This window comes from Sphingomonas sp. Leaf32 (genome assembly GCF_001421765.1).
Lineage (GTDB): Bacteria > Pseudomonadota > Alphaproteobacteria > Sphingomonadales > Sphingomonadaceae > Sphingomonas.
On record NZ_LMLA01000010.1, the window covers coordinates 181,462 to 205,292 of the forward strand.

General features: G+C 67.5%; 23 protein-coding genes. 16 read left to right on the top strand and 7 right to left on the bottom strand.

All coding sequences use genetic code 11. From position 1 onward, the window contains the following. Positions 1–31: 31 nt before the first annotated feature. Together ctaD and coxB are read right to left on the bottom strand one after the other, a co-directional pair. Positions 32–1,684, bottom strand: a complete 1,653-nt coding sequence (gene ctaD / locus ASE83_RS14630) for a cytochrome c oxidase subunit I (protein ID WP_055791716.1) — start codon at positions 1,682–1,684, stop codon at positions 32–34. 1 nt (position 1,685) lies between these two features. Beyond that, positions 1,686–2,873 carry a cytochrome c oxidase subunit II gene (gene coxB / locus ASE83_RS14635; protein WP_443024323.1) on the bottom strand — a complete coding sequence of 396 codons (1,188 nt, stop codon included), beginning with the start codon at positions 2,871–2,873 and terminating at the stop codon, positions 1,686–1,688. A 202-nt stretch (positions 2,874–3,075) separates the two neighbouring features. Here coxB and pyrE point away from each other — a divergent pair, with 202 nt between their 5' ends. The 8 genes from pyrE (at position 3,076) to ASE83_RS14675 (ending at position 9,206) form a co-directional block, all read left to right on the top strand. Beyond that, positions 3,076–3,657, top strand: coding sequence for an orotate phosphoribosyltransferase (gene pyrE / locus ASE83_RS14640; RefSeq protein WP_055791722.1), 582 nt, complete (start codon positions 3,076–3,078; stop codon positions 3,655–3,657). Then, positions 3,654–4,382 carry a pyridoxine 5'-phosphate synthase gene (locus tag ASE83_RS14645; protein ID WP_055791725.1) on the top strand — a complete coding sequence of 243 codons (729 nt, stop codon included), beginning with the start codon at positions 3,654–3,656 and terminating at the stop codon, positions 4,380–4,382. The genes pyrE and ASE83_RS14645 overlap by 4 nt, the downstream gene beginning before the upstream one ends. 142 nt (positions 4,383–4,524) lie before the next feature. Further along, positions 4,525–4,932, top strand: a complete 408-nt coding sequence (acpS, locus tag ASE83_RS14650; RefSeq protein WP_055791730.1) for a holo-ACP synthase — start codon at positions 4,525–4,527, stop codon at positions 4,930–4,932. An 8-nt stretch (positions 4,933–4,940) separates the two neighbouring features. Further along, positions 4,941–5,897 carry a signal peptidase I gene (gene lepB / locus ASE83_RS14655; RefSeq protein WP_055791733.1) on the top strand — a complete coding sequence of 319 codons (957 nt, stop codon included), beginning with the start codon at positions 4,941–4,943 and terminating at the stop codon, positions 5,895–5,897. Further along, positions 5,894–6,532, top strand: coding sequence for a maleylacetoacetate isomerase (gene maiA / locus ASE83_RS14660; protein WP_055791737.1), 639 nt, complete (start codon positions 5,894–5,896; stop codon positions 6,530–6,532). Before lepB ends, maiA begins: the two co-directional genes overlap by 4 nt. 42 nt (positions 6,533–6,574) lie before the next feature. Further along, positions 6,575–7,489: a hypothetical protein gene (locus ASE83_RS14665; protein WP_055791740.1), complete on the top strand. Its 915-nt coding sequence runs from the start codon at positions 6,575–6,577 to the stop codon at positions 7,487–7,489. Continuing rightward, a complete protein-coding gene (locus ASE83_RS14670) occupies positions 7,489–8,001 on the top strand; it encodes a DUF2141 domain-containing protein (RefSeq protein ID WP_055791899.1) in 513 nt (170 codons plus the stop codon). The genes ASE83_RS14665 and ASE83_RS14670 overlap by 1 nt, the downstream gene beginning before the upstream one ends. Positions 8,002–8,012: 11 nt before the next feature. Continuing rightward, the gene (locus ASE83_RS14675; RefSeq protein WP_055791743.1) at positions 8,013–9,206 is read left to right on the top strand and encodes a glycosyltransferase; all 1,194 of its coding nucleotides are present in this window, start codon (positions 8,013–8,015) and stop codon (positions 9,204–9,206) included. 190 nt (positions 9,207–9,396) lie between these two features. Here the strand turns inward: ASE83_RS14675 and pepN are convergent, their stop codons facing one another. Next, entirely contained in the window at positions 9,397–11,985 is a 2,589-nt protein-coding gene (gene pepN / locus ASE83_RS14680; protein ID WP_055791904.1) for an aminopeptidase N, read from the bottom strand. Positions 11,986–12,082: 97 nt separating this feature from the next. Between pepN and ASE83_RS14685 the strand changes: the two genes are divergently transcribed. The 3 genes from ASE83_RS14685 (at position 12,083) to ASE83_RS14695 (ending at position 16,371) form a co-directional block, all read left to right on the top strand. Continuing rightward, positions 12,083–13,756: a M20/M25/M40 family metallo-hydrolase gene (locus ASE83_RS14685; RefSeq protein WP_055791746.1), complete on the top strand. Its 1,674-nt coding sequence runs from the start codon at positions 12,083–12,085 to the stop codon at positions 13,754–13,756. Positions 13,757–13,849: 93 nt separating this feature from the next. Then, positions 13,850–15,439 carry a M28 family metallopeptidase gene (locus tag ASE83_RS14690; RefSeq protein ID WP_235515993.1) on the top strand — a complete coding sequence of 530 codons (1,590 nt, stop codon included), beginning with the start codon at positions 13,850–13,852 and terminating at the stop codon, positions 15,437–15,439. A gap of 104 nt (positions 15,440–15,543) precedes the next feature. Continuing rightward, positions 15,544–16,371, top strand: a complete 828-nt coding sequence (locus ASE83_RS14695; RefSeq protein ID WP_055791752.1) for a hypothetical protein — start codon at positions 15,544–15,546, stop codon at positions 16,369–16,371. Here ASE83_RS14695 and ASE83_RS14700 read toward each other — a convergent pair. From ASE83_RS14700 to ASE83_RS14710, 3 genes are all read right to left on the bottom strand, one after another. Further along, a complete protein-coding gene (locus tag ASE83_RS14700) occupies positions 16,281–17,192 on the bottom strand; it encodes a DMT family transporter (RefSeq protein WP_055791756.1) in 912 nt (303 codons plus the stop codon). The two genes, ASE83_RS14695 and ASE83_RS14700, sit on opposite strands and share 91 nt — an antisense overlap. Further along, complete coding sequence (locus ASE83_RS14705) at positions 17,189–18,190, bottom strand: threonine aldolase family protein (protein WP_055791760.1); 1,002 nt, start codon at positions 18,188–18,190, stop codon at positions 17,189–17,191. Before ASE83_RS14705 ends, ASE83_RS14700 begins: the two co-directional genes overlap by 4 nt. A 274-nt stretch (positions 18,191–18,464) precedes the next feature. Beyond that, entirely contained in the window at positions 18,465–20,624 is a 2,160-nt protein-coding gene (locus ASE83_RS14710; protein WP_055791762.1) for a transglycosylase domain-containing protein, read from the bottom strand. Positions 20,625–20,760: 136 nt separating this feature from the next. Here ASE83_RS14710 and ASE83_RS14715 point away from each other — a divergent pair, with 136 nt between their 5' ends. Both ASE83_RS14715 and ASE83_RS14720 read left to right on the top strand, forming a co-directional pair. Beyond that, positions 20,761–21,123 (top strand): DUF4440 domain-containing protein, encoded by a 363-nt coding sequence (locus ASE83_RS14715; protein ID WP_055791766.1) that lies wholly within the window; start codon positions 20,761–20,763, stop codon positions 21,121–21,123. A gap of 149 nt (positions 21,124–21,272) precedes the next feature. Continuing rightward, positions 21,273–21,476 carry a hypothetical protein gene (locus tag ASE83_RS14720; protein WP_055791770.1) on the top strand — a complete coding sequence of 68 codons (204 nt, stop codon included), beginning with the start codon at positions 21,273–21,275 and terminating at the stop codon, positions 21,474–21,476. An 8-nt stretch (positions 21,477–21,484) separates the two neighbouring features. Here ASE83_RS14720 and ASE83_RS14725 read toward each other — a convergent pair whose 3' ends face one another. Beyond that, positions 21,485–22,051, bottom strand: coding sequence for an HNH endonuclease (locus ASE83_RS14725; RefSeq protein WP_055791773.1), 567 nt, complete (start codon positions 22,049–22,051; stop codon positions 21,485–21,487). A gap of 56 nt (positions 22,052–22,107) precedes the next feature. On the opposite strand from ASE83_RS14725, the gene gluQRS reads away from it, so the two are divergent. The 3 genes from gluQRS to ASE83_RS14740 are packed head-to-tail and all read left to right on the top strand — an operon-like array spanning position 22,108 to position 23,818. Continuing rightward, positions 22,108–23,007 (top strand): tRNA glutamyl-Q(34) synthetase GluQRS, encoded by a 900-nt coding sequence (gene gluQRS, locus ASE83_RS14730; RefSeq protein WP_055791908.1) that lies wholly within the window; start codon positions 22,108–22,110, stop codon positions 23,005–23,007. A gap of 9 nt (positions 23,008–23,016) precedes the next feature. Continuing rightward, positions 23,017–23,244 carry a twin transmembrane helix small protein gene (locus ASE83_RS14735; protein ID WP_055791776.1) on the top strand — a complete coding sequence of 76 codons (228 nt, stop codon included), beginning with the start codon at positions 23,017–23,019 and terminating at the stop codon, positions 23,242–23,244. 7 nt (positions 23,245–23,251) lie between these two features. Beyond that, positions 23,252–23,818 carry a cob(I)yrinic acid a,c-diamide adenosyltransferase gene (locus tag ASE83_RS14740; protein WP_055791781.1) on the top strand — a complete coding sequence of 189 codons (567 nt, stop codon included), beginning with the start codon at positions 23,252–23,254 and terminating at the stop codon, positions 23,816–23,818. Positions 23,819–23,831: the final 13 nt, after the last annotated feature.

Genomic DNA, 23,831 nt, shown 5'->3' on the forward strand with positions numbered 1-23,831 from the left:
GGCGTTTCTGGTTGGTCGGGATTTCCGGCGATCAGTCGATCTTGGGCAGGGTCTCGAACTGGTGGAACGGCGGGGGCGAGCTGAGCGTCCATTCCAGCGTCGTCGCCCCTTCGCCCCACGGATTGTCCGCTGCCTTGCGGCCACCGATCAGCGAGACGACGATGTTCACGAAGAAGAACACCATGCCCAGCGCCATGATCGCATAGCCGGCCGAGGCGATGTGGTTGAAGAACGCATAGGCGTCCGGATAGTCCGGGTAACGCCGCGGCATCCCCTGCGTGCCCAGGAAGTGCATCGGGAAGAACATGACGTTCACGCCGATGAAGAACACCCAGAAGTGCAGCTTGCCCAGCAGTTCGTTGTACATCTTCCCCGACATCTTGGGGAACCAGTAGTAGAAGCCGGCGAACAGCGCGAACACCGCACCCAGCGACAATACATAGTGGAAGTGGGCGACGACATAATAGGTGTCGTGCAGCACGTCGTCGACGCCGCCATTGGCGAGGACGACGCCGGTCACGCCGCCGACGGTGAACATGAAGATGAACCCGATCGCCCACAGCATCGGCGTGGGGAAGCGCAAGCTGCCGCCCCACATCGTGGCGATCCACGAGAAGATCTTGATGCCGGTCGGCACCGCGATCAGCATCGTGGCGGCGGTGAAGTACATCTTGGTGTTCACGCTGAGGCCAGTGGTGAACATGTGGTGCGCCCACACGACGAAGCCGACCGCGCCGATCGCGACCATGGCGTAGGCCATGCCGAGATAACCGAACACCGGCTTCTTGCTGAAGGTCGCGACGATGTGACTGACGATGCCGAAACCCGGCAGGATCATGATGTAGACTTCGGGGTGGCCGAAGAACCAGAACAGATGCTGGTACAGGATCGGGTCGCCGCCACCGGCGGGATCGAAGAAGGTCGTGCCGAACTTGCGATCGGTCAGCAGCATCGTGATCGCGGCGGCCAGCACCGGGAGGGCCAGCAGCAGCAGGAACGCGGTGACCAGCACCGACCACACGAACAGCGGCATCTTGTGCAGGGTCATGCCCGGCGCGCGCATGTTGAAGATGGTGGTGATGAAGTTGATCGCACCCAGGATCGACGACGCACCGGCAAGGTGGAGCGAGAGGATCGCCATGTCCACGCTCGGCCCCGGTTCGCCATAGGTCGACAGCGGCGCATAGACCGTCCAGCCCGTGCCCGCGCCGCCACCGAACGCCGTGCTGCCCAGTAGCAGGAGAAAGGCGGGGATCAGCAGCCAGAACGAGATGTTGTTCATCCGCGGAAAGGCCATGTCCGGCGCGCCGATCATGATCGGCACGAACCAGTTGCCGAAGCCGCCGATCATCGCCGGCATCACCATGAAGAAGACCATGATGAGGCCATGCGCGGTGATGAGCACGTTCCAGAAATGGAGCGCCTGATCGCCTTCATGGCCCGACAGCCAGGGCAGCCACTGGATACCCGGCTGCGCGAGTTCGAGCCGCATCAGGCCCGAAATCGCACCGCCGATGATCCCCGCGACGATCGCGAAGATCAGGTACAGCGTCCCGATGTCCTTGTGGTTGGTCGACATGAACCAGCGGGCAAAGAAGCCCGGCTTGTGGTCCGCATCGTGATGATGCGCGTCATGGCCATGGGCGTCGAACGCATGGTGGCCGGGAAGGGCGGTATCGGTCATCTTACTGGTCCACGTTGCCGACGCCGCCGCCGTTGCCGGTGGCGCGCTGGGTGGAGGGAGAGGCGGCTTCGGTCGCGTTGACCACCGGCACGTCGGCGGCGTTGCTGGCGTTCGACGTTTCGTCGGCCACGTCGGCACCGGGCTGCGGGATCACGGCGTTGCTGGGCGCTGCGGCTTCCTTGGCACCGGGCAGCGTGCCGCCCTTGGCCTGGATCCACCGGTTGAACTGCGCCACCGGCACCGCTTCGACCGCGATCGGCATGTACGCATGGCGCGCACCGCACAATTCGCTGCACTGGCCGAAATACAGGCCCGGCTTTTCGATGGTGAAGCTGGTTTCGTTCAGCCGCCCGGGGACCGCGTCGAGCTTGATCCAGAAGGCGGGCATCGCCCAGCTGTGAATCACGTCGGTCGCGGTGGTGATGAGGCGGATCGGCACGCCGACCGGCAGCACGATGCGGTTGTCGACCGCCAGCAGGCGGGGGCCGTCGGCGTCGGTGCGATACCGCTGCCCGGCGGCGACCTCGTTCTTTTCCTTCAGCATGTTGGCGGTCACCGACACGCCGCCATAATCGGGATATTCGTAACTCCAGAACCACTGGTTGCCGATCGCCTTGATCGTCACCGCATTGTCGGGCGCCGGCTTGAACTGGCGCGCGAGCAGCCCGATCGAGGGCACCGCGATCGCCGCCAGGATCAGCACAGGTGCCGCGGTCCACACGATTTCGATCAACGTGTTGTGCGACGTCTTCGACGGGACCGGGTTCGCGCTTTCGCGGAAACGGATCACGACATAGGCGAGCAGGAACAGCACCAGCAGCGAGATGACGACGATCACCGGCATCAGGATGTGGTTGTGGAACGCCTTCGCCTCGCGCCCGTTCGGCGTCACCTGTTGCTGCAGGTCGATCTTGCGGTCGGTCGGCTGGCCGATGTCGGGCGTGGCGACCAGCAGCGGCACGCCCTTGGCGTCCAGCGTCGGGTCCTGCACCTTGGCAGGTGCCGGCGCGGCGGCGGTTGTCGGCGGCGTCACCTGTCCGGTCGGGGCGGCTTCGGCCGATCCGGGGGGCGGTGCGCCCGCCTGTGGTGCGGTCGCCACCTCTCCGGTGCCCGGCGTCACCGCTTTCGGGGCGGCGGCATGGGCGCCCCCCGCCAGCGCGGCGGCCGCCGCCAGTACCAACATCCTCATCCCAATGCGTCGCATCGTGTCGTGTCACCCCGTTAAAGGGCACGCGGCACGCTTCTTATGCGGCGTGGTCGCGTGCTGTGGGCGTTTGGAAACCCTAACCCACCGGGCTATACGCGGCATGTCGCCCGTCCTCAAGCGATGGTTGCGAACGTCCCGCACCCGGTATTAGAGCGACGGACGAAGCAACCGGTGGACCATATTCATGAACGACGACGCGATCCTCGACGAATTCCGTGCAGCAGAGGCGCTGCTGGAGGGGCATTTCATCCTGTCGTCGGGCCTCAGGTCATCGCGCTACCTGCAATGCGCCCGCGTGCTGATGGACCCGCGCCGCGCCGCGCGGCTGTGCGACGAACTGGCCAGCCGGTTTCCCGCGAACGTGCGCGAATCGATCGACGTGGTCATCTCGCCCGCGATGGGCGGGGTGATCGTCGGTCATGAAATGGGCCGCTCGCTGGGCGTGCCGGCGATGTTCCTCGAACGCCCGACCGGTACGTTCGAACTGCGCCGTGGCTTCCGCATCGATCCCGGCACCCGCGTGCTGATGATGGAGGATGTCGTGACCACCGGCCTGTCGTCGCGCGAAGCCATCGCCGCGATCCAGGCGGCGGGCGGCGACGTGGTGGCCGCCGCGTCGCTGGTCGACCGGTCGAACGGCACGGCGGACCTCGGCGTACCGTTCCTGCCGCTGATCCGGCTCGACGTGCCGAGCTATCATCCCGATGCGCTGCCCGCCGACCTAGCGGCGATTCCGGCGATCAAGCCGGGGAGCCGGGCGGCATGAGCAGCCCCCTGCGCCTGGGCGTCAACATCGATCACGTCGCGACGGTGCGCAATGCGCGGGGGAGCGGCTATCCCGATCCGGTGCGCGCCGCGCTGCTGGCCGCCGAGCATGGCGCGGACGGCATCACCGCCCATCTGCGCGAGGATCGCCGCCACATCACCGACGACGACATCGCGCGGTTGTCGAGCGAACTGACCGTGCCGCTCAACCTTGAAATGGCGGCGACCGAGGAGATGCTGGGCATCGCGCTCAAGCACCGGCCCCACGCCGCCTGCATCGTGCCGGAAAAGCGCGAGGAGCGCACGACCGAGGGGGGGCTGGACGTCGCGGGGCAGCAGGACAAGCTGTCACCGATGGTGCGGGCGCTGGCCAATGCTGGCGTGCGGGTGTCGCTGTTCATCGAACCCGATGCCGCACAGATCGCGGCCGCCGTTGCGCTGGGCGTGCCGGTGGTCGAGCTGCACACCGGCCGCTATGCCGAATTGTCGGGCGACGAACAGGTCGCCGAACTGCGCCGGATCGCCGACGCCGCTGCGCTCGCCGCCAAGAACGGGATAGAGGTCCATGCCGGGCACGGCCTGACGTTCGACAACGTAGTGCCGATCGCGGCGATCCCGCAGGTGCGCGAGCTGAACATCGGCCATTTCCTGATCGGCGAGGCGGTGTTCGGTGGCCTGGGTCCGGTGGTCGCGCGGATGAAGGAACTGATGGAGGCCGCCCGGTGAATATCCTCCCCGGCACGGGGAGGGGGACCGTCGCGAAGCGATGGTTGAGGGGGGTATCCCCATTCGCTGCCGTTGTGGAGCAGGTCACCCCCCTCCACCATGCTGCGCATGGTCCCCCTCCCCGTGCCGGGGAGGATCGTCCATGATCGTCGGCCTCGGTTCCGACCTGTGCAATATCGAGCGGATCCAGTCGTCGCTCGACCGTTTCGGCGACCGCTTCGTCCAGCGGGTCTTCACCCCCGTCGAACAGGTGAAGGCCGAAAAGCGCCCTTTCACCCGCGCCGGCACGCTGGCGAAGCGTTTCGCCGCCAAGGAAGCCTTTTCGAAAGCGGTCGGCACCGGCTTTTCGCAGGGGGTGTTCATGCGCGACATCGGCGTGGTGAACGCGCCATCGGGCGCGCCGACGCTGCACCTGACCGGTGGTGCGAAAGCACGGCTTGACGCGATGACGCCCGAAGGCCACGTCGCAATGGTACATCTGACGATGACCGACGACCATCCCTGGGCCCAGGCGTTCGTCATCATCGAGGCGTTGCCCAGGGTAGAGTAGGACGTTTGATGGCCGATCATCTGGCGCTGGAGGACCAGGGCGTTCCCGCGCCGTCGCAACCGACCCCCGCCGCGACTTCCGCGCCCGCCCACCGGCGGCTCGACTGGAAGGGCGAGTTGCGCGGACTGTTCTGGTTGTTGCTGGTGGTGCTCGGGTTCCACAGCTTCGTGGCCAAGCCGTTCTACATCCCGTCCGAATCGATGCTGCCGGGCCTGCGCGTCGGCGACCGGCTGGTCGTCAGCAAATATGCCTATGGCTGGTCGTTCGTGTCGCCGACCATCCCCAACCCGGTCGCGATGTTCCGCGACATCGTGCTGCGCCAGCCGCAGGAGACGTGGAGCGTCCAGCTGCCGGCATGGCACGGCCGCCTGTGGGGGTCGATGCCCGAGCGCGGCGACGTCGTGATCGTGAAGCCGCCGGGCAGCAACACCGACCTCATCAAGCGCGTCATCGGCCTGCCGGGCGACCGGCTGGAGGTCGCGGGCGGCGTCGTCTACATCAACGACGTGGCGATCCCGCGGAAAGCGATGGGCAACGCGATGATTCCGGTCGACGCCAACACCAAATGCGATCCCGACCAATATCCCGGCGCGCTGGTCCGCACCGACAAGGGTGCGTTCTGCCGCCTGCCACTGTACCGCGAAACGCTGCCCAACGGACGCCAGTACGATACGATCGACTTCAAGCAAGGTTCGCAGGGCGACAATTTCCCCGCGATCATCATTCCCGCCAACCATGTCTTCCTGATGGGCGACAATCGCGACAACAGCGCCGACAGCCGCTTTTCGGAGGCCGAGCGGGGACTGGGAGGACCGGTGCCGTGGGAGAATATCGGCGGGCGGGCCGAGTTCATCACCTTCTCGCTCGACGGCAGCACCAGCCTGAACCCGGCGACGTGGTTCGGCGCGTTTCGCAGCGGTCGGGCCGGTACTTCGCTGGTCCCGGCCACGGACGATGGCAAGTGAGCGGCTACACGCTCTACGATTATCACCGATCCTCGGCGGCATATCGTGTCCGCATCGCGCTGAACCTGAAGGGCGTTGCCTGGCATAGCGTGCCGGTATCGCTGCTGACGGGCGAACAACGCTCGGCCGGGCATCTGGCGCGCAACCCGCAAGGGCTGATCCCCGCGCTCGACATCGGCGGCGGCACGATCCTCACCCAGTCGCTGGCGATCCTCGACTGGCTGGACGCCACGCACCCCGAACCGCGCCTGTTCCCGTCCGATCCGCTGGAACGTGCGCGCACGCTGGCGCTGGCGCTGGTGATCGTCGCCGACATCCATCCGATCGACAATCTGCGCGTGCTGCAACGGCTGGAGGCGCAGTTCGGGGCGGATGCGGCGGCAAAGGCCGACTGGTATCGCCACTGGATCGCGCAGGGGCTGGGTACGCTGGAGGCGGCGGCGCCGGCCGACGGCTTCTTCGGCGGCGCGACCCCGGGCGCGGTCGATTGCTGCCTCGTGCCGCAGCTCTACAATGCGCGGCGGTTCGAGCTGGACCTGACGCCGTGGCCCCGACTGGTGGCGATCGATGCGCGGGCGGCCGAAGTACCGGCCGTGGCATCGGCGCATCCCGACGCAGTCGCGCCGGTCGCATGACGCTGGCCGCCGCAGTTGCGAGTCGTTAGGACGTCACCTGACATGGTAACCGAAGCCGACATCGCTGGCGCGCGTCCCGATCTGGCCGGGCTGGAGCCGCTGGACCGGTTGCGCCCGCGCTGGCCGCGCATTCTCGGCGCGTTGCTGTCCGGGCTGATGATCGTCGGGCTGGCATGGGAATTGTTCGACCATGGCTGGGCCGGGGTCGAACTGGCCGCGCCGGATTCGCCGTGGTTCTATCTGTTCTTCGCGCTGGCCTATTTCGCGCCGCCGCTGTTCGACTTCTTCATCTTTCGCCGGCTGTGGCGGTTGCCGTTCGACGGGTTCGGCGCGCTGGTGCGCAAGCGGATCGCGAACGACGTGGTCATCGGCTATTCGGGCGATGTGTTCTTCTATGCCTGGGCGCGCGCGCGGCTGAAGATGGTGACTGCCCCGTTCGGCGCGGTGAAGGATGTGACGATCCTGTCGGGGATCGCCGGCAATATCGTGACGGTGGGAATGCTGGCGGTCACGCTGCCCTTCGCGTTCGAACTGTTTCCGCCCAAGCAACTGGAAATGCTGGCATGGTCGTCGGCGGTGGCGGTCGGTATCTCGGGCGTGCTGCTGCTGTTCTCGCGCCGGGTCTTTTCGCTGCCGGGCGCGATGCTGCGCTGGATCTTCGGCGTGCATTGCGCGCGGCTGGTGCTGGGGTCGCTGGCGTTCGGCATCGCCAGCTATTTCGCGATGCCGGGCGTGTCCTTCACGTGGTGGCTGTTCCTTGCCGCCGGACGGCTGGTCGTGGCGCGGCTGCCGCTGTTGCCGAACAAAGACCTTCTTTTCGCCAACTTCGCGATTATGTTTATCGGGCATGGCGAAGCCTTGTCCGACCTGGTCGCATTCATCGCGACCCTCACCCTGTTCGCGCACGTGGTGTTGATGGCGGCATTCGGGCTTCCTGCGCTCGCAAGGAAAGAATGATGAAATTGCCCCTGACGCTGCTCGGTGCGGCGTTGCTCGCCGCCACTCCCGCTGCGGCCCAGTCGATGGGCAGCGATGCCGCCGCGTGCAACGCGAACCAAGGCCCGGCGATCCGCGTCAACGTGACCGGCCTGAAGGACCGGACCGGACGGCTGAAGCTGGAACTCTATCCGGCGAACGAGGATGATTTCCTGAAGGACGACCATGATCTGCGCAAGGAGGGCAAGTTCTTCCGCCGGGTCTGGGCCGACATGCCGGCGTCGGGCAACGTGCAGCTGTGCATCCGCGCGCCGTCGCCGGGGCGGTACGCGCTGCTGTTCACCCATGACCGGGACGGCCGCAACAAGTTCAATTTCATGCGCGACGGCGCAGGCTTTCCGGGTCCCGCCAAGCTCGGGCGTTCGCGTCCCAAGCTGGCGCAGGCGATCATCACCGTGCCGGCGGGCGTGGTGACGACGACGGTGCGCGCCCAGTATCTGCGCGGGCTGGGCGGTTTCGCCCCGCTCGACTGAGCCAACCCCCGGTGCGCGTCGTCGACGTCAACGAATTCTACTCGCCGACCGGCGGGGGGGTCCGCACCTATATCGACCACAAGATGACGATCATGGCCGAACTGGGCCATGAACTGATCGTCATCGCACCGGCCAAGGAAAATGCGGTCGAGGAACGGCCGGGCGGCGGACGCATCTATTGGGTGAAGGCACCGACGCTGGTCCTCGACCCCAATTACGGCATCTTCGTGCGCGGCGGGGCGATCCATGCGCTGCTCGACGAACTACACCCCGATGTGGTCGAAGCGTCGAGTCCGTGGCGGCCCGCGACGATCGTCGCCGACTGGCCGGGCGATGCGGTGAAGGTCTATTTCGCGCATAACGACAATGTCGGCGCCTACCCCCTGCGCTGGTTCGAACGGCTGGCCAGCCGCGAGCGGATCGAGGAGGCGTTCATGTGGTGGACGCGCTACATGGCGCGCTACCTCGCCAAGATGGACGCGTTCGTCACCAACGGGCCGGCACTGGAAAAGCGCCATGCCGCGCGCGGGCTGACGGTCCATGCGTCGATGCCGCTCGGCATCCAGCGCGGGTTCTTCTCGCCCGAGCATCGCGACGAACAGTTGCGCGCGTCGTTGCTCGAACAGCTCGGCCTGCCGCCGGAGGGGCATTTGCTGCTCGGTCTGGGGCGGCACCACGCCGAAAAGCGCTGGCCGATGATCTTCGACGCGGTCGAGATGGCGGGCGAGCATCTGCCGGTGGGCATGATCCAGATCGGCAGCGGGGTGCATACCGGTCGCCTCGAACACCGGTTGAAGAACAGCCCGCATATCAAGCTGTTCCGCCCCGTCTACGACCGGGTCCGCCTCGCGCGGATCATGGCCAGTTGCGACGCGCTGATCCACGGATCGGATGCTGAGCCGTTCGGGCTGGTCGGGCTGGAGGGGCTTGCATCGGGCCTGCCGCTGATCGTGCCGGACGAGGGCGGTTGCGCCGAGATCGCCGAGCCGGACTTCGCCGAAACCTATGCCGCGCGCGATCCGCGATCGGCGGCGGATGCGATCGCGCGGATGTTCGCGCGGGACTATGATGTGGTCAAGGCGGCGGCCAATGCGGCGGCGGCACGGGTCCGCACCGACCGCGACCATGCGATCGACCTGATGCGCTATTACGAAACGCTGGTGGCGGAAAAGGCGCAGCGGTTTCCGGAGTGGTTTGCGAGATAGAGTCTGATGACGTGAAACCTACCCGTTCATGCTGAGTAGTGGCTGAGCTTGTCGAAGACCCGTATCGAAGCACCTGCCCCAAACAGTCCTTCGATACGCCCCTTCGACAAGCTCAGTGGCTACTCAGGACAAGCGGCTAAGGCTGAAGTCATCAGGCTCTAAGCTCCTCCCCACGAGGTGGGGAGGAGCTTTACGACAAACTCTTCCCCACCTGCTCCAGCATGTCCTTCGATAGCCCCGGCACCGACAGGATGCGGTCCAGCTCGGCGCGCATCAATTCGCCGCGCGCACGGTCGAACCGCCGCCAGCGGCCGAGCGGGGGCAGCATCTTGGCGGCGGTCTGCGGATTGATCCGGTCGAGTGCGATCAACTGGTCGGCCAGGAACCGGTATCCCGCACCGTCGGCGCGGTGGAACGCCTTCTGGTTCATGCTGAACGCCCCGATCAGCGCACGGGCGCGGTTGGGGTTGGTCAGCGTGAAGTCGCGGTGGCCGGCCAGTTCCGCGACCTGTTCGAACGTGTCGGCACGGGTCGACAGCGCCTGCGTGGTGAACCATTTGTCCAGCACCAGACCGTTGTCGCGATAGCGGTTGTAGAAGATGTCGAGCGCGGCGATCCGGTCGTCCGCATCCGAATTGACCAGCGTCATCAATGCGCCCTGCCGATCGGTCATGTTGTCGGCGCGTTCGAACTGGGCAAAGGCGATGGCGTCGGCGTCGCCCGCCCCCGATGCCGCGATATAGCCGAGCGCGACGGTGCGCAGCCGCCGCTTGCCCTTCGCATCCGGGGTATATTTGAACGCATCCGCCTCCGTCGCGGCATAGGCGGCGCGCCATTCGGACAGCAGCGCCCGGCCGATGTCGCTGCGCAACGCCTCGCGCGCGGCGAAGATCGCGTCGGGGTCGACCACGCCCATCTGGTCGCCGATGAAGCTGTCGGAGGGGAGCAGGACGGCTTCCGCCACGAACGCGCGGTCGAGCCGGTCGTCGGCCAGCGTATTGGCGATGGCGTCGATCACCGCGCCATGATCGCCATGCCCGCTGGCGACCGAGGCGACCAGCGTGTCGAGCATCAGCTGCTGCATGGCCTCGTACCGGGCGAACGGATCGTCGTCCTGCGCGCTCAGGAAGGCGAGGTCGGCCGAGGTCCGGTCGGTCTCGACGATGACCGGCGCGGAAAAGCCGCGATTGATCGACAGCACCGGGCGTTCGGTGACGGCTTCGAAGGTGATGCTGGCAGTGTCCTGATCGAACAGGAACAGGCGTTCGTCGCTTAACGGACGGCCGGTTTCCGCACCGAACAGCCGGAGCTTGAGCGGCAGGACCATCGGCAGCTTGGTCGCCTGGCCCGGCGTCGGCGGGACGCCTTGCCGCAGCGACAGCGTGGCGCGGCCACCGCCGGGCACATGCTCCAGCGTCGCCGACACGCGCGGGGTGCCGGCCTGTTCGTACCAGCGGCGGAACGCGGTCAGGTCGACGCCCGAGGCATTCTCCATCGCCACCACGAAATCCTCGCACGTCGCCGCCGTGCCGTCATGGCGGCTGAAATACAGGTCGGTGCCGGCGCGGAACGCGGTTTTGCCCAGGATCGTGGCGATCATCCGCACGACCTCCGCCCCCTTGTTATAGATGGTGGCGGTGTAGAAGTTGCTGATCTCCTGATAGGCGTCGGGCCGGATCGGATGCGCCAGCGGTCCGGCATCCTCGGGAAACTGCGACGCGCGCAGCGACCGGACATCCTCGATCCGCTTGACCGCCGCCGACCCCTGATCGGCGGAGAATTGCTGGTCGCGCAGGACGGTGAAGCCCTCCTTCAGCGACAGCTGGAACCAGTCGCGACAGGTGACGCGGTTGCCCGACCAGTTGTGGAAATATTCGTGCGCGACGACGGCGGCGATGCCGTCATAGTCGTAATCGGTCGCGGTATCGGGGTCGGCTAGGGTGTAGCGGCTGTTGAATATGTTCAGCCCCTTATTCTCCATCGCCCCGAAATTGAAATCGTCGACCGCGACGATGTTGAACACGTCGAGGTCATATTCGCGGCCATAGACGCGCTCGTCCCATGCCATCGAGGTCTTGAGCGCGCGCATCGCATGGTCGGTCTTGGCCAGATCGGGCGCACGGACCCAGATGCCGAGTTGCACCTCGCGGCCCGATGCGGTCACGAACTGCGCGCGGTTCGCAACCAGATCGCCCGCGACCAGCGCGAAGAGATAGCTGGGCTTGGGGAACGGGTCCGACCATTCGGCCCAGTGGCGGCCATCGTCCAGATCACCGGACGCGACCGGATCGCCATTCGCCAGCAGCACCGGGAAGCGTGTCTTGTCGGCGATCATCTTTACCCGGTAGCGGCTGAGGATGTCGGGCCGGTCGGGGAAGAAGGTGATGCGGCGGAACCCCTCCGCCTCGCACTGGGTGCACAGGTTGCCGCCCGAGGCATAGAGGCCCATCAACTGGGTGTTGGCCTGCGGTTCGATCACCACCTCGGTCGTGACCTCGTGCCGGTCGCCGGGCAGGTCGAGGATCAGCGCGCCGTCCTCCAGCCGCCAATCGTTCCGCGCCTGTCCGTCGACCAGCACCGAACGCGGCGTCAGCCCGTCGCCGTCGAGCCGCAGCGGTCCTCCGTCATTTCCAGTGACGACCATCGTCGCGGTAACCCGCGTCGCCTGCGGATCGAGGTCGAATTCCAGCGCGATCTCCGGCACACGCCATGCCGGCGGGCGATAATCGGTGCGGCGGATGACGGGCGGGGTCATCGGGGTACGCGTCGCATCGACCATCATCATTCTCGACCTTCATTCACGGCCGCGACCCGCGTTGCGTGGGGCCACGGCACAAGCTACGCCTGTATCTATGGTCGCTTGTCGAAGGATTCCAATGTTCCGTCCAGCCTTGTTGCTCGGTCTTCTCATCAGCACTGCCGCGATCGCACAGGATGCGCCGCCAGCCCCGGCTCCCGCCGCGCCAACCGCCGCCGAATTGCAGATGCGCAATGGCGAGCTGAACGCCGTACTGCCGCCCGCGCAGGCGGCGATGAAGGCGCACGTCATGTTTCTGGCCAGCGACGCGATGCGCGGGCGCGATGCCGGGTCGCCCGAATATGACATCGCCGCCAATTACGTCGCGTCGCAATTCTATGCGGCGGGCCTGCGTCCGGCGGGCGACGATGGCAGCTATCTGCAGAAGGTGCCGCTCATCAAGGTCGGTCCGGCGGACATAGGCAAGCTGAGCCTGAACGGGCAGGCGCTGACTTTCGGCCAGGATTATCTGCCGGGCGTCAATCCGGCGGCGGCGGAAACCACGCTGGCCGCGCCGGTGGTCTATGTCGGCTATGGCGTGGTGTCGCCGACGCGCGACGACTATGCCGGGCTGGACGTGCGCGGCAAGATCGTGGCAGTGGTGCGCGGCGCGCCGGACGGCCTCGACAGCGAGGAAGCGGCGCATTTCGGCGGCCTGCCGGCCAAGGCGGCGATCGCGAAGGCCAAGGGCGCGATCGGCATCATCGCGCTGCAGACGCCGGAGGTTTCCGTGCGGATGCCGATGGCCAAGACGGTGGCGACCGCCCAGCCGACTAGCGTTACCTGGGCCGAGGCCGATGGCAAGGGGCACATCATGGGCGGTGGCGTTCCTACGCTGGCGACGCTCTCTGCCGCCGGTGCCGAAAAGCTGTTCGCCGGGTCGGGCATGAGCTGGGCCAAGGCCGCGACCGCGCTGTCGGGCAAGGGGAAGTTTCGTGGCACGGCGCTGAAGCCGACGCTGGCCGTCGCGATCAAGACCGTCACGACTCCGCTGCCCAGCTACAACGTTGCCGGGATCCTGCCGGGTAGCGATCCGACCGTCGCGCCGGAAACGGTCGTGCTGTCGGCGCATCTCGACCATGTCGGCGTGGGATCGCCCAACAAGAAGGGCGACACGATCTATAACGGCGCGATGGACAATGCGGTCGGCATCGCTTCGCTGATCGAGGAGGCCAAGCGGTTCAAGGCGGCGGGCAAGGCGCCGCGCCGCTCGATCCTGTTCCTAGCGGTCACCGCCGAAGAAAAGGGGCTGGTCGGCTCCGACTATTTCGCCAACAACCCGACGATCGATAAGGCGCGGATGGTCGCCGACGTCAATCTCGACATGCCGATCATCACCTACAAGTTCACCGACGTCATCGCCTTCGGCGCGGCGCGGTCGAGCCTGGGCGATATCGTGAAGCGCGCGGCGGCGACGGCGGGCGCGACCTTCTCGCCCGATCCGATGCCGGAAATGGCACTGTTCGTGCGGTCGGATCACTATCGCTTCGTGCAGCAGGGCGTGCCGTCGGTCTTCCTGTGGCCGGGCACGTCGGGGCCGGGCAAGGCGGCGGTCGATGCGTTCTTCGCCAACAACTACCACCAGCCGTCGGACGAAGTGGTGCAGGGGCCGCCGATCGACTGGGAATCGGGCGAACGCTTCATCAACGTCAATTACCAGATCGCCCGCGACATCGCCGACGCGCCGCAGCGTCCGGCGTGGAACAAGGGTGATTTCTTCGGCACGCTGTATAACGGGTATGGCGCGAAATAACTCTGGCTTGCCACGTCATCCCGGCCTTCGCCGGGATGACGAATTCTGATGACGTGATTGAGGATTTTCATGCGCGTTCTTCCGCTTGCGCTGTTGCTGGCATCTACGGGTGCGCTCGCCCAGACCGCACAATTGACCCCGGACGAGGCGGCGATGCGAGCGCATGTCGCGTTCCTCGCCTCCGACGAAATGAAGGGGCGCGCGCCGGGCACACCCGAATATGATCGCGCGGCCGCATATGTCGCCGATCAGATGCGCGCCGCCGGGCTGACACCGGCGGGTGATGACGGCACCTATCTGCAACGCGTTCCGCTCGCCTCCGCCGTGCCGGCAGGGAAGGGCAGCCTGCGTGCCGCCGGGCGACCGGCGCTGATCTTCGGCAGCGATTACCTGACCTCGACCAGCTTTCTCGAACCCGATTTCCGCCGGTCGGGTGAGATCGTGTTCGTCGGGCGCGGCGTGGTCGATCCGGCGCACGGCATCGACGATTATGCCGGGCTGGACGTGCGGGGCAGGATCGTCGCCTATCTCTACGGCGCGCCGGCCAGCCTGCCGAGCGAGATCCGCGCGCATCTGGGCAGCGGCGATACCAAGCGGGAGACGGCGGCGGCGCACGGTGCGATCGGCGTGATTCAGATCGAAAGCACCGAACAGACGCATCGCTATCCCTTCAGCTACCTGATGTCGGTCTATCGCAGCCCGCGCATGACATGGGTCGGCAAGGACGGGCGGCCGCAGGTGCCGGGCAGCGGGGCGCCGTCGGTCGCGTCGCTGAGCGCCGGCGGCGCGGCCAAGCTGTTCGCCGGTTCCGCGCTCGACTGGGCGGCGGTGGTGAAGGCCGATGCCGCCGTGCAGGCGCTGCCGCGCGGGGCCAGCGGTGTGGCGGTGACGACCCGGCAGCGATCGAAGGTGACGCGCTTCGCCAGCAGCAACGTCGTCGGCGTGCTGCCAGGCAGCGACCCGGCATTGCGCGGCGAATATGTCGCGCTGTCGGCACATCTCGACCATATCGGCATCTCGACCGACCCGACATTGCCCAAGGGCGCGGACGTCATCAACAACGGCGCGATGGACAATGGCGTCGGCGCGGCGGCGATGATCGAGGTGGCGAAGCAGTTCGCCGCCGATCCGCGCAAACCCCGCCGCAGCCTGATCTTCGTCAGCGTGACGGCGGAGGAAAAGGGCCTGATCGGCAGCGAATATTTCGCGATGCACCCGACCGTGCCCAAAGGATCGATCGTCGCGGACGTCAATCTCGACATGCCGATCCTGTCCTATCGGTTTCAGGACATGGTCGCGATCGGCGCCGACCATTCGACCGTCGCGCAGGCGGTCAAGCGCGCGGCCGGCAAGCGCGGCATCGCGCTTAGCCCCGATCCAGAGCCGGAAGAGGCGATCTTCGTGCGGTCCGACCATTACAGCTTCGTCAAGGCGGGTATCCCGGCAGTGTCGCTCGACACCGGCTGGGTCGGGCCGGGCAAGGCGGCGGTCGCCGACTTTTTGGCCAACCGCTATCACCAGCCGGGCGACGACATGCGCCAGACGTTCGACTGGACCGCGGGGCGGGTGTTCGTCGCGATCAACCACGACATCGCGCTCGACCTCGCCGATGCCGACGGGCGGCCACGGTGGAACAAGGGCGATTATTTCGGGCTGCTATATCATGGCTATGGGGCGAAGTGAGCGGGGAGGCTTCCCGACCCACTGCCAAAATGCGTCATCCTCGCCGCAGGCGGCCCCAGCCTGCGCTGGGGCGACGAGAGAGCGTGAAGGGGTAAGATGAACCGATGCGCCTCCTGATTTTCGGCATGGGCTATGCTTCCCGCGCCATCGCCGCGCGGCTGGAGCCGCATGGCTGGCGCGTGGTCGGCACGACGCGGGACGGGCGCGGCGGCACCATCGCCTTTGCCGATCACGACCGTATCCGGTTCGAAGCCGGGCAGGCGACCGCGATCCTGTCCAGCGTCCCGCCCGACGCCGATGGCGATCCGGTACTGCGCGAGTATCGCGATCTGCTCGACCGTCCTACGCTCGCCTATCTGTCGTCGACCGGCGTCTATGGCGATGCGGGCGGCGGCTGGGTCGATGAGAGCGCACCGATCGAGGGTCGCCGCCAGAACCGCAACGACGCCGATGCGGCATGGCTGGCGCTGGGGGCGCGGGTGTTCCGCCTGCCCGGCATCTATGGCCCCGGCCGCTCGCCGCTGGACCGCGTCGCAGGCGGCGAGGCCCACCGCGTCGACAGTCCCGGTCAGGTGTTCAGCCGCGTCCATGTCGCCGACATCGCCGATGGCGTGGCGCGGGGGCTGTCGGGACCGGCGGGGGCCTATAATCTGTCCGACGACCTGCCCGCGCCGCAGAACGACGTGGTGGTCCATGCCGCGCGGCTGCTCGGGCTGGAGCCGCCGCCCTTCGTGCCGCTGGAAACGCTCAGCCCGATGGCGCGCGCCTTCTATGGCGAGAACCGGAGGGTGGCGAACGGGCGGGCGAAGCGGGTGCTCGGCTGGCGTCCGGCCTATCCCGATTACCGGTTCGGCCTGCGCGCCTTGAGTGCCACGACCAGCCCGGCCAGCGCCAGCAGCGCGCCGCCGCCGGCCAGCGGCGACCAGCGATAGCCCTCGAACAGGGTCGACAACAGCATCGCGATCACCGGTACGACCACGCCGTTATAGGCCGCCTTGGCCGGGCCGATCACGCGGATCAGCCCGAAATAGAGAGTGAAGGCGACCGCTGAGGCCACGATGCCGAGATAGAGCAGCCCGCCGAGATAGGACCAGCGCCAGTCGAATACCGGCGCCCCGACCGTCGCGGCGGCATAGGTCGCGTCGATGCCGGCCCCGATCAGCATGGCGACGCCGAGCAGCGGGACCATCGGATAGGCCCTCGCGGTCGGGGTCGCCTGCATGACATTGGCGGCGGAGGCGGCGAACACGCCAGCCAGCGCGATGGTGAGGCCCAGCAGCACCGCGCCGCCATTTTCCGGATGCTCGCGCGCTTCGTGCAGGAACAGCAGCGCGACGCCGGACAGTGCGATGGCCGATCCGACGAGCAGCTGCCGCCCCATCCGCTGGCCCAGAAAGATGCGGGCGAGGATCGAATTGGGCACGATTAGCAGCGCGTACATCAGTGCCACCAGTCCGGACGTCACATAGTGTTCGGCGCGGTAGACGAAGTTGAAATTCAGGCAGAATTGCGCCAGCCCCAGCCCTGCGGCGAAGATCAGCCCGCGCCGGTCAAGCGCGATCCGGTCGCCGCGCCACCACGCCCAGACGAGCATCGTCACGCCCGCGATGACGAAGCGATAGGTGACCGACCACGACGCCGGCACCACCCCCAACTGGTCGCGGATCACGATCCACGTCGATCCCCAGATCAGCGTGACGATGGCGAAGGGGATCAGGACCGCCGGGGTCGCCGAACGCGGGGTGTCGTTCACAGCGCGGCGATCGCTTGCGCCAGCGGGGCGACGGTCGCCGCGTCCTGATCCCATGCCACCACCAGCCGCGCCTGGCCCGTGCCCCAGTCGTAGAAATCGAACCCCTGCGCGCGCAGGGCTGTCGCTTCGTCGGCGGTAAGGCGCAGGAACACCTCGTTCGCCTCGACCGCGTGGACCAGCCGGTCGCCCGCCGCCTGCGCCAGCACGCCCGCGCCGGCATTGGCGGCGCGGGCATTGTGCAGCCAGACATCGCCATCGAGCATCGCCAGCAACTGCGCGGCGAGGAAGCGTCCCTTCGATGCCAGCAGTCCGGCGCGTTTGCGGCGATAGCGCGCGACTCTGGCCCATTCGGGGCGGAAGAAGACCAGCGCCTCGGCCGACATGCCGCCATTCTTGATGAAGCCGAACGACAGCGCGTCGACCCCAGCCTTCCATGTGACATCGGCGGGGGAACAGCCGAGATGCGCGACGGCATTGGCAAAGCGCGCACCGTCCATGTGCAGCCCCAGCCCGCGCGTCTTGGCGAGCGCGCCGATCGTGGCGACCTCCTCCGGGGTGTAGACCCGTCCGGCTTCGGTCGCCTGGGTGATGGAGATGGCGTGCGGCTGCACCTGATGCACATCCTCGCGAATCGTCGACAGGAACGCCGCGATCGTCGGCGCAGCGAGCTTCGCGCCATCGCCGTCCAGCAGCATCAGCTTGGCGCCATGGGTGTAGAATTCCGGCGCGCCGCCCTCGTCATTCTGGATGTGGGCGTGCGCGTGGCAGACGATGCCGCCATGCGGCGGGCACATCGTGGCCAGCGCGAGACAGTTGGCCGCCGTACCGCTCGGCACCCACAGCACCGCGACCTCGCAGTCGAACAGGTCGCCGAAGCGCGCATCGAGCCGCTGGCTGAGCGCGTCGCCGTCATAGGCGGTATCCTGCCCGTTCGCCGCGACGATCGCGTCGAGCACGGCGGGGCAGGCGGGGGCGGCGTTGTCGGAAAAGAAGCGCATGACAATGCCTTGGCGGGGCAGGCGGCGGGGGTCAACGGGCGAGCGTTCCTCCTTGTGTCATCCCGGCGAAGGCCGGGATCCACGGTGCCACATGACCGATGGCTTCGCCCTTGCGGAGCCATGGATCCCGGCCTTCGCCGGGATGGCGAAGAGGGGGAGAGCGGTCACCTTCTCGTCACTCCCGCGCAGGCGGGAGTCCATATGCGCTGACCTTGGCGAGTGATCCGCCGGCGTTGCGTCTCTGGATTCCCGCCTGCGCGGGAATGACGAAAATCTACTGCACGTCCTCTTCCGGCGGGCGGCGTTCTTCCTGCGGCACCGGTTCCTCTTCGCGGCGGCGGCGGTCGTTGGGGCCGAAGCGGACCTGGCCGTCGCGGTCGAGCGACACGTCGAAGCCCGGACCCTCGACCGTCATCGGCCCCTCGTCGGGAATGCCCAGCGCATCCTGTACCGCGTCGATCGCATTGTCGATCGGTTCAGGCTCCGGTGCCGCCACCGGTACGGGATCGCGCAGGTTGAGCGCCTGGCGCATGAAATCGCGCCAGATGCGCGCGGGCAGGCCGCCACCGGCCAGCCCCGGATTGGTGCTGTTGTCGTCATTGCCCAGCCACACCCCGGCGACGATCCCGCCGGCATAGCCGACGAACAGCGCGTCGCGATTGTCCTGCGTCGTGCCGGTCTTGCCGAACGCCTCCACCGGCAGGTTCGCGGCGATGCCGGTGCCCGAACGGATCGACGCGGCGAGCAGCGTGCGCATCCCGTCCAGTTCGTCGCGGGACAGGGCGCGCCGGGTCGAGCGCAGCCGGTCGAGCCAGGTCGGCTCGTCCTGTTCGGCCAGGCCGCGCGGGATCACCGGCGCCTCGCCCGCCGCGATCGCGGCATAGGCGCTGGTGAGTTCCAGCAGCGACACGGTCGACGTGCCGAGCGCGATCGACGCCTCGTTGGCGATGGGGGTGGAGATGCCGAGGTCGCGCGCGGCGCGGATGACGTTCTTGACGCCGACTTCCTTGGTCAGCCGCGCGGCGGCGACGTTGCTCGACCGCTGGAACGCGCGTTCGAGAGTGATCGTGCCGAGATAGCGGCCGTCGCTGTTCTTGGGACTCCAGTCGCCGATGGTGACGGGTTCGTCGAGGACCTGGCTCTGCGGATTCAGCCCCGAGCGCATCGCCGCCAGATAGACGAACAGCTTGAAGGTCGATCCGGGTTGCCGCCGCGCCTGTACCGCGCGGTTGAACGGGCTGGCCGCGTAGTTCTTGCCGCCGACCATCGCGATGACACGGCCGTCGGGGCGCATCGCGACGATCGCGACCTGCGTCTGCTTGAGGCCGGCGTTGCGCACCGCGCGTTCGGCGGCGCGCTGCATCCGGATTTCCAGCGTCGTCGTGACCTTGCGGTCCGCGCCGATCCCGCCCGCGCGGTCGCGTGCCTGCGGCAGCACCCAGTCGGCGAAATAGGTGCCCGAGGGCAGCGTGCTGTTGTCGGTGACGCGCAGCACGGCGGGCTTCACCCGGTCCGCCTCCGCCGCCGTCAAATAGCCGGCCGCCTCCATCGCGCCGACGACGACCGCCTGTCGCGCACGTGCGCCCTTCAAGTTGCCGGTGGGGGCGAGGCGGGAGGGCGCCTTCACCAACCCGGCCAGCATCGCCGCCTGCCCGACGGTCAAATCCTTGGGCGCGCGGCTGAAATAATGGCGGGCGGCAGCGTCGAGGCCGTACGCGTTGTCGCCGAAATAGGCGTTGGACAGATACCGGGACATGATCTCGTCCTTGGTCAGCCACGCCTCCAGCCAGAAGGCGATCAGCACCTCGCGGATCTTCCGCGCGGCGGTCCGGTCCGAATCGAGGAACGCGTTCTTCGCCAGCTGCTGCGTGATCGTGCTGGCCCCCTGCCGCACGCCGCCCGCCGCGGTGTTGGTCCACATCGCGCGGGCGATGCCGCGCGGATCGATGCCCCAATGGGTGCGGAAGCGGCGATCCTCGATCGCCATGAAGGCTTCGGTGACGTGCGCGGGCAGCTTGGTCGCGTCGACCGGCTTGCCGATATTGGCGCCGCGTTCGGCGATCGGCGTGCCTTCGGACGACAGGAGCGTGATCGACGGCGGGGCCGGCGGTTCGAGCGACTTGGACAGCGGCGCGGTCAGCGCCAGCCAGCCGATCGCAAGGATCAGCAGCACGATGAACACGCCCAGCCCACGTATCGCCCAGCGCAGCCACCAGCGCAGCGGGCGGCGCTTTTTCGAGGTCGCGGGGGTTTCGGGCGGCGGCGGTGGATCGCCCGCGCCGGGAAAGCTGCGGTCGTAATCGGCCAGCGCATCGTCGAACGCGGCCAGCCGCCGACGCCGTTCCAGCGCCTCTCCCGTCAGCGGGGTCGACAGGCGCCCGATCCGGCTGGGATCGATCGGGCCGGAGGGCGGGGACGGGGGATCGTAAGCCATGATACCGACCGTGTATTATCGGTCTGATACAGCCTCGGCAAGCGAACTTGCGGCAGGGCGAGCGTACCGGACGGACGCCGGTGGGAACTCCCCCGATCCCCGGACGCTAAACGCCGGCAGCAACGGGAGAATCGCCGTGGACGACGATCGCATCTGGAATTTTGAGGAAAGCCTGTGGACCGCCGATGCGGCCCATTACGAGGAATCGGTCGACGACGAATGCCTGATGGTGCTGCCATCGCCGCCCTTCGTCTTTACCGGACAACAGGCGATCGACGCGGTGAAGGACACGCCCCGCTGGGATCAGGTGTCGCTGACCGAACGGCAAGTCGCCCGCCCGCAGGAGGGGCTGATCGTCGTCGCCTACAAGGCAGAGGCGCACAAGGGCGGCGAAGCGTACACCGCTTATTGCACCTCGACCTATCGCTGGATCGAACATGGTGTGTGGACGGTGGTCCAGCACCAGCAGACCCCGCCGCTGACGTCGAAGGGCGGGTGACCTTGCGGCGGATTGGTGTGATCGCGGCATGGCCCGCGTTACTGGCAGCGCCTGCGCTGCCGCAGGAAAGGGCGAGTGATCCTGTCGGCGCTGACACGCCCATGAGTCATATATCGTCCACACCGCGCCGATCTGCCGAGCAGCACCGGTTGCGCCTGCTCCCGCCGGTCGAGCGAGTCCGGTCGCACCGGCTGACGGAAAATGCCCCGGTCGGGCCGAGCGGAGATGGCCGGCTGCGCACCCGCCTGCGCGGCGTGCCGCTGTGGGAAAAAAGCGGCGATGGTGCCGCGTTCGCGGTGGGTTTCTCGCCGGTCGGCGGGAGGGTGGTCGGCGCGTTGCGGATTGTCCGCTGAACGCCGTGTCACGCCTCCAGCTCGACGTCCCAGTAGAGCCAGTCGTGCCAGGTGTCGTGCAGGTGGTTCGGCGGGAAGCGCCGGCCTTGTTCCTGCAACTGCCAGCTGGTCGGGCGGATCGGCTGGACGTGCAGCGGCATCGCCGCCTGTTTCGGCGTCCGGCCCCCTTTGCGCAAGTTGCACGGTGCGCAGGCGGTGGCGACGTTCTCCCACGTCGTCCGCCCGCCCTGCGCACGGGGCACGACGTGATCGAAGGTCAGGTCGTGGGTCGCGCCGCAATATTGACAGCTGAACCGGTCGCGCAGGAACAGGTTGAAGCGGGTGAACGCCGGAAACTCCGACGGCCGCACATAGGATTTCAGCGCGATGACCGATGGCAGCTTGATGCGCGCGGTCGGGCTGCACACTTCGCGGTCATATTGGGCGACGATGTCGACCCGGTCGAGAAACACGGCCTTTACCGCCGTCTGCCATGGCCAGACGCTGAGCGGATAATAGCTCAACGGCGTATAGTCCGCGTTGAGCACCAGCGCGGGGCAGCCATCGGGATGGCGGAGGCGATCGGGATGGTACATGAAGTCCCCCTCGCGTAAACGTCGCCGCCGATATGATCGGCAACGATGACGCGGACATGACAGCACGGCGCGATACCCGGAGTCAAACCGGGGCGATCGTCACCCGCTTTGCGCCCAGTCCCACCGGCGCGCTGCACGCCGGCCATGCGGTCGCGGCGATCGCGGCGCATGATCGCGCGGCGGAAGCGGGTGGGCGCTTCCTGCTCCGGATCGAGGACATCGACAGGGCACGCAGCCGGCCGGAGCATGTCGCGGGCATCCTCGCCGATCTGGACTGGCTGGGGCTGCGCCGGGACGGGGAGGTCGTGTTCCAGTCGCAGCGGTTGCCGCGCTACGCCGCCGCGCTCGACCGGTTGCGTGTCGAAGGGCTGGTCTATCCGTGCTTCTGTACCCGCGCCGACATCGCCCGCGAACTGGCGGCGAGTGCGTCGGCGCCGCATGGGGTGGATGGCGCGGTGTATCCCGGCACCTGCCGGTCGATCCCGACCGAGGTCGCGGCGTCACGGCTGGCCGAGCCGCACGCCTGGCGGATCGACATGGCGCGGGCGGTGGCGCTGGCCGGGCCGCTTGCCTGGACCGACGAACTGGCGGGAACGATCCGCGCCGATCCACTGGCGCAGGGCGACGTCGTGCTGGCGCGCAAGGACGTGGGGACGAGCTATCATCTCGCGGTGACGGTGGACGATGCCGCGCAGGGGGTGACGCATGTCGTGCGTGGCATCGACCTGTTCGCCGCGACCCATGTCCACCGGCTGTTGCAGGCGTTGCTCGACCTGCCCGTGCCGATATGGCGGCACCACCCGCTGCTGCTGGGGCCGGACGGGCAGCGGCTGGCCAAGCGCAACGGCGCGCCGACGCTGGCGGCGCTCAGGGAAAGCGGCGTCGACGGGCGCGCCTTCGCCGATGATCTGCGCGACGGGCGACTGCCCATTGGCTTTGCGCTGGCAAAGGCTTAGCTTCACCGGATGAACACCTTCCTGGTCCTGTTGCTGATCGCCGCCATGATCGCGGTCGTCGTCGCGCTGGTGCGCGGCATCGTGTCGTTCCTGGCACAGGGAACCGCCGAGGTGCGGGGCGAGGGGCCGAGCGAACATGCGCTGAAATCGAACAAGATGATGCAGGCGCGCGTGCTGTTTCAGGCGATCGCGATCCTGATCGTCGTCCTGCTGCTGTTCATGGCCGGACGCACCTGAGCCTGCCATGGTCAAGCTGACGAAAATCTACACCCGCACCGGGGACGGCGGGACCACCGGGCTGGTCGACGGATCGCGCGTGGCGAAGGACGCCGCCGTGATGCAGGCGATCGGCGATGTCGACGAGGCCAATTCGGCGCTGGGCGTCGCCATCGCCGCACTGGGCGCGCATCCGGACACCGCGACGCTGCTGACGATCCAGAACGACCTGTTCGACCTGGGCGCGGATCTCGCCACGCCGGGCGCGATCGACGGTGCGCTGCGGATCGTGCCCGAACAGGTGACCGCACTGGAGAACGCGATCGATCGCGCCAATGCCTCCCTGTCGCCGCTCACCAGCTTCATCCTGCCCGGCGGGTCGGCGGCGGCGGCCGCGCTGCACCTTGCGCGGGCCATCGTGCGGCGGGCGGAACGGTCGGCGGTGGCGGCGTCGCACGATGCGGCGCTCAACCCGCATCTGCTCGCCTACATCAACCGGCTGTCGGATTTTCTGTTCGTTTTTGCGCGGCTTGTGAACAAAAGCGGCGGTGGAGACGTTTTATGGGTGCCGGGCGGGGAGCGTCCGGCTCCCTAGGAGAGCGACGATC

Bases quoted from the DNA above. Each gene is read 5' to 3' on its own strand.
- ctaD (WP_055791716.1), bottom strand. From the start codon at position 1,684: ATGACCGATACCGCCCTTCCCGGCCACCATGCGTTCGACGCCCATGGC.
- coxB (WP_443024323.1), bottom strand. From the start codon at position 2,873: ATGAGGATGTTGGTACTGGCGGCGGCCGCCGCGCTGGCGGGGGGCGCC.
- pyrE (WP_055791722.1), top strand. From the start codon at position 3,076: ATGAACGACGACGCGATCCTCGACGAATTCCGTGCAGCAGAGGCGCTG.
- ASE83_RS14645 (WP_055791725.1), top strand. From the start codon at position 3,654: ATGAGCAGCCCCCTGCGCCTGGGCGTCAACATCGATCACGTCGCGACG.
- acpS (WP_055791730.1), top strand. From the start codon at position 4,525: ATGATCGTCGGCCTCGGTTCCGACCTGTGCAATATCGAGCGGATCCAG.
- lepB (WP_055791733.1), top strand. From the start codon at position 4,941: ATGGCCGATCATCTGGCGCTGGAGGACCAGGGCGTTCCCGCGCCGTCG.
- ASE83_RS14665 (WP_055791740.1), top strand. From the start codon at position 6,575: ATGGTAACCGAAGCCGACATCGCTGGCGCGCGTCCCGATCTGGCCGGG.
- ASE83_RS14670 (WP_055791899.1), top strand. From the start codon at position 7,489: ATGAAATTGCCCCTGACGCTGCTCGGTGCGGCGTTGCTCGCCGCCACT.
- pepN (WP_055791904.1), bottom strand. From the start codon at position 11,985: ATGGTCGATGCGACGCGTACCCCGATGACCCCGCCCGTCATCCGCCGC.
- ASE83_RS14685 (WP_055791746.1), top strand. From the start codon at position 12,083: ATGTTCCGTCCAGCCTTGTTGCTCGGTCTTCTCATCAGCACTGCCGCG.
- ASE83_RS14695 (WP_055791752.1), top strand. From the start codon at position 15,544: ATGCGCCTCCTGATTTTCGGCATGGGCTATGCTTCCCGCGCCATCGCC.
- ASE83_RS14705 (WP_055791760.1), bottom strand. From the start codon at position 18,190: ATGCGCTTCTTTTCCGACAACGCCGCCCCCGCCTGCCCCGCCGTGCTC.
- ASE83_RS14710 (WP_055791762.1), bottom strand. From the start codon at position 20,624: ATGGCTTACGATCCCCCGTCCCCGCCCTCCGGCCCGATCGATCCCAGC.
- ASE83_RS14725 (WP_055791773.1), bottom strand. From the start codon at position 22,051: ATGTACCATCCCGATCGCCTCCGCCATCCCGATGGCTGCCCCGCGCTG.
- gluQRS (WP_055791908.1), top strand. From the start codon at position 22,108: ATGACAGCACGGCGCGATACCCGGAGTCAAACCGGGGCGATCGTCACC.
- ASE83_RS14735 (WP_055791776.1), top strand. From the start codon at position 23,017: ATGAACACCTTCCTGGTCCTGTTGCTGATCGCCGCCATGATCGCGGTC.
- ASE83_RS14740 (WP_055791781.1), top strand. From the start codon at position 23,252: ATGGTCAAGCTGACGAAAATCTACACCCGCACCGGGGACGGCGGGACC.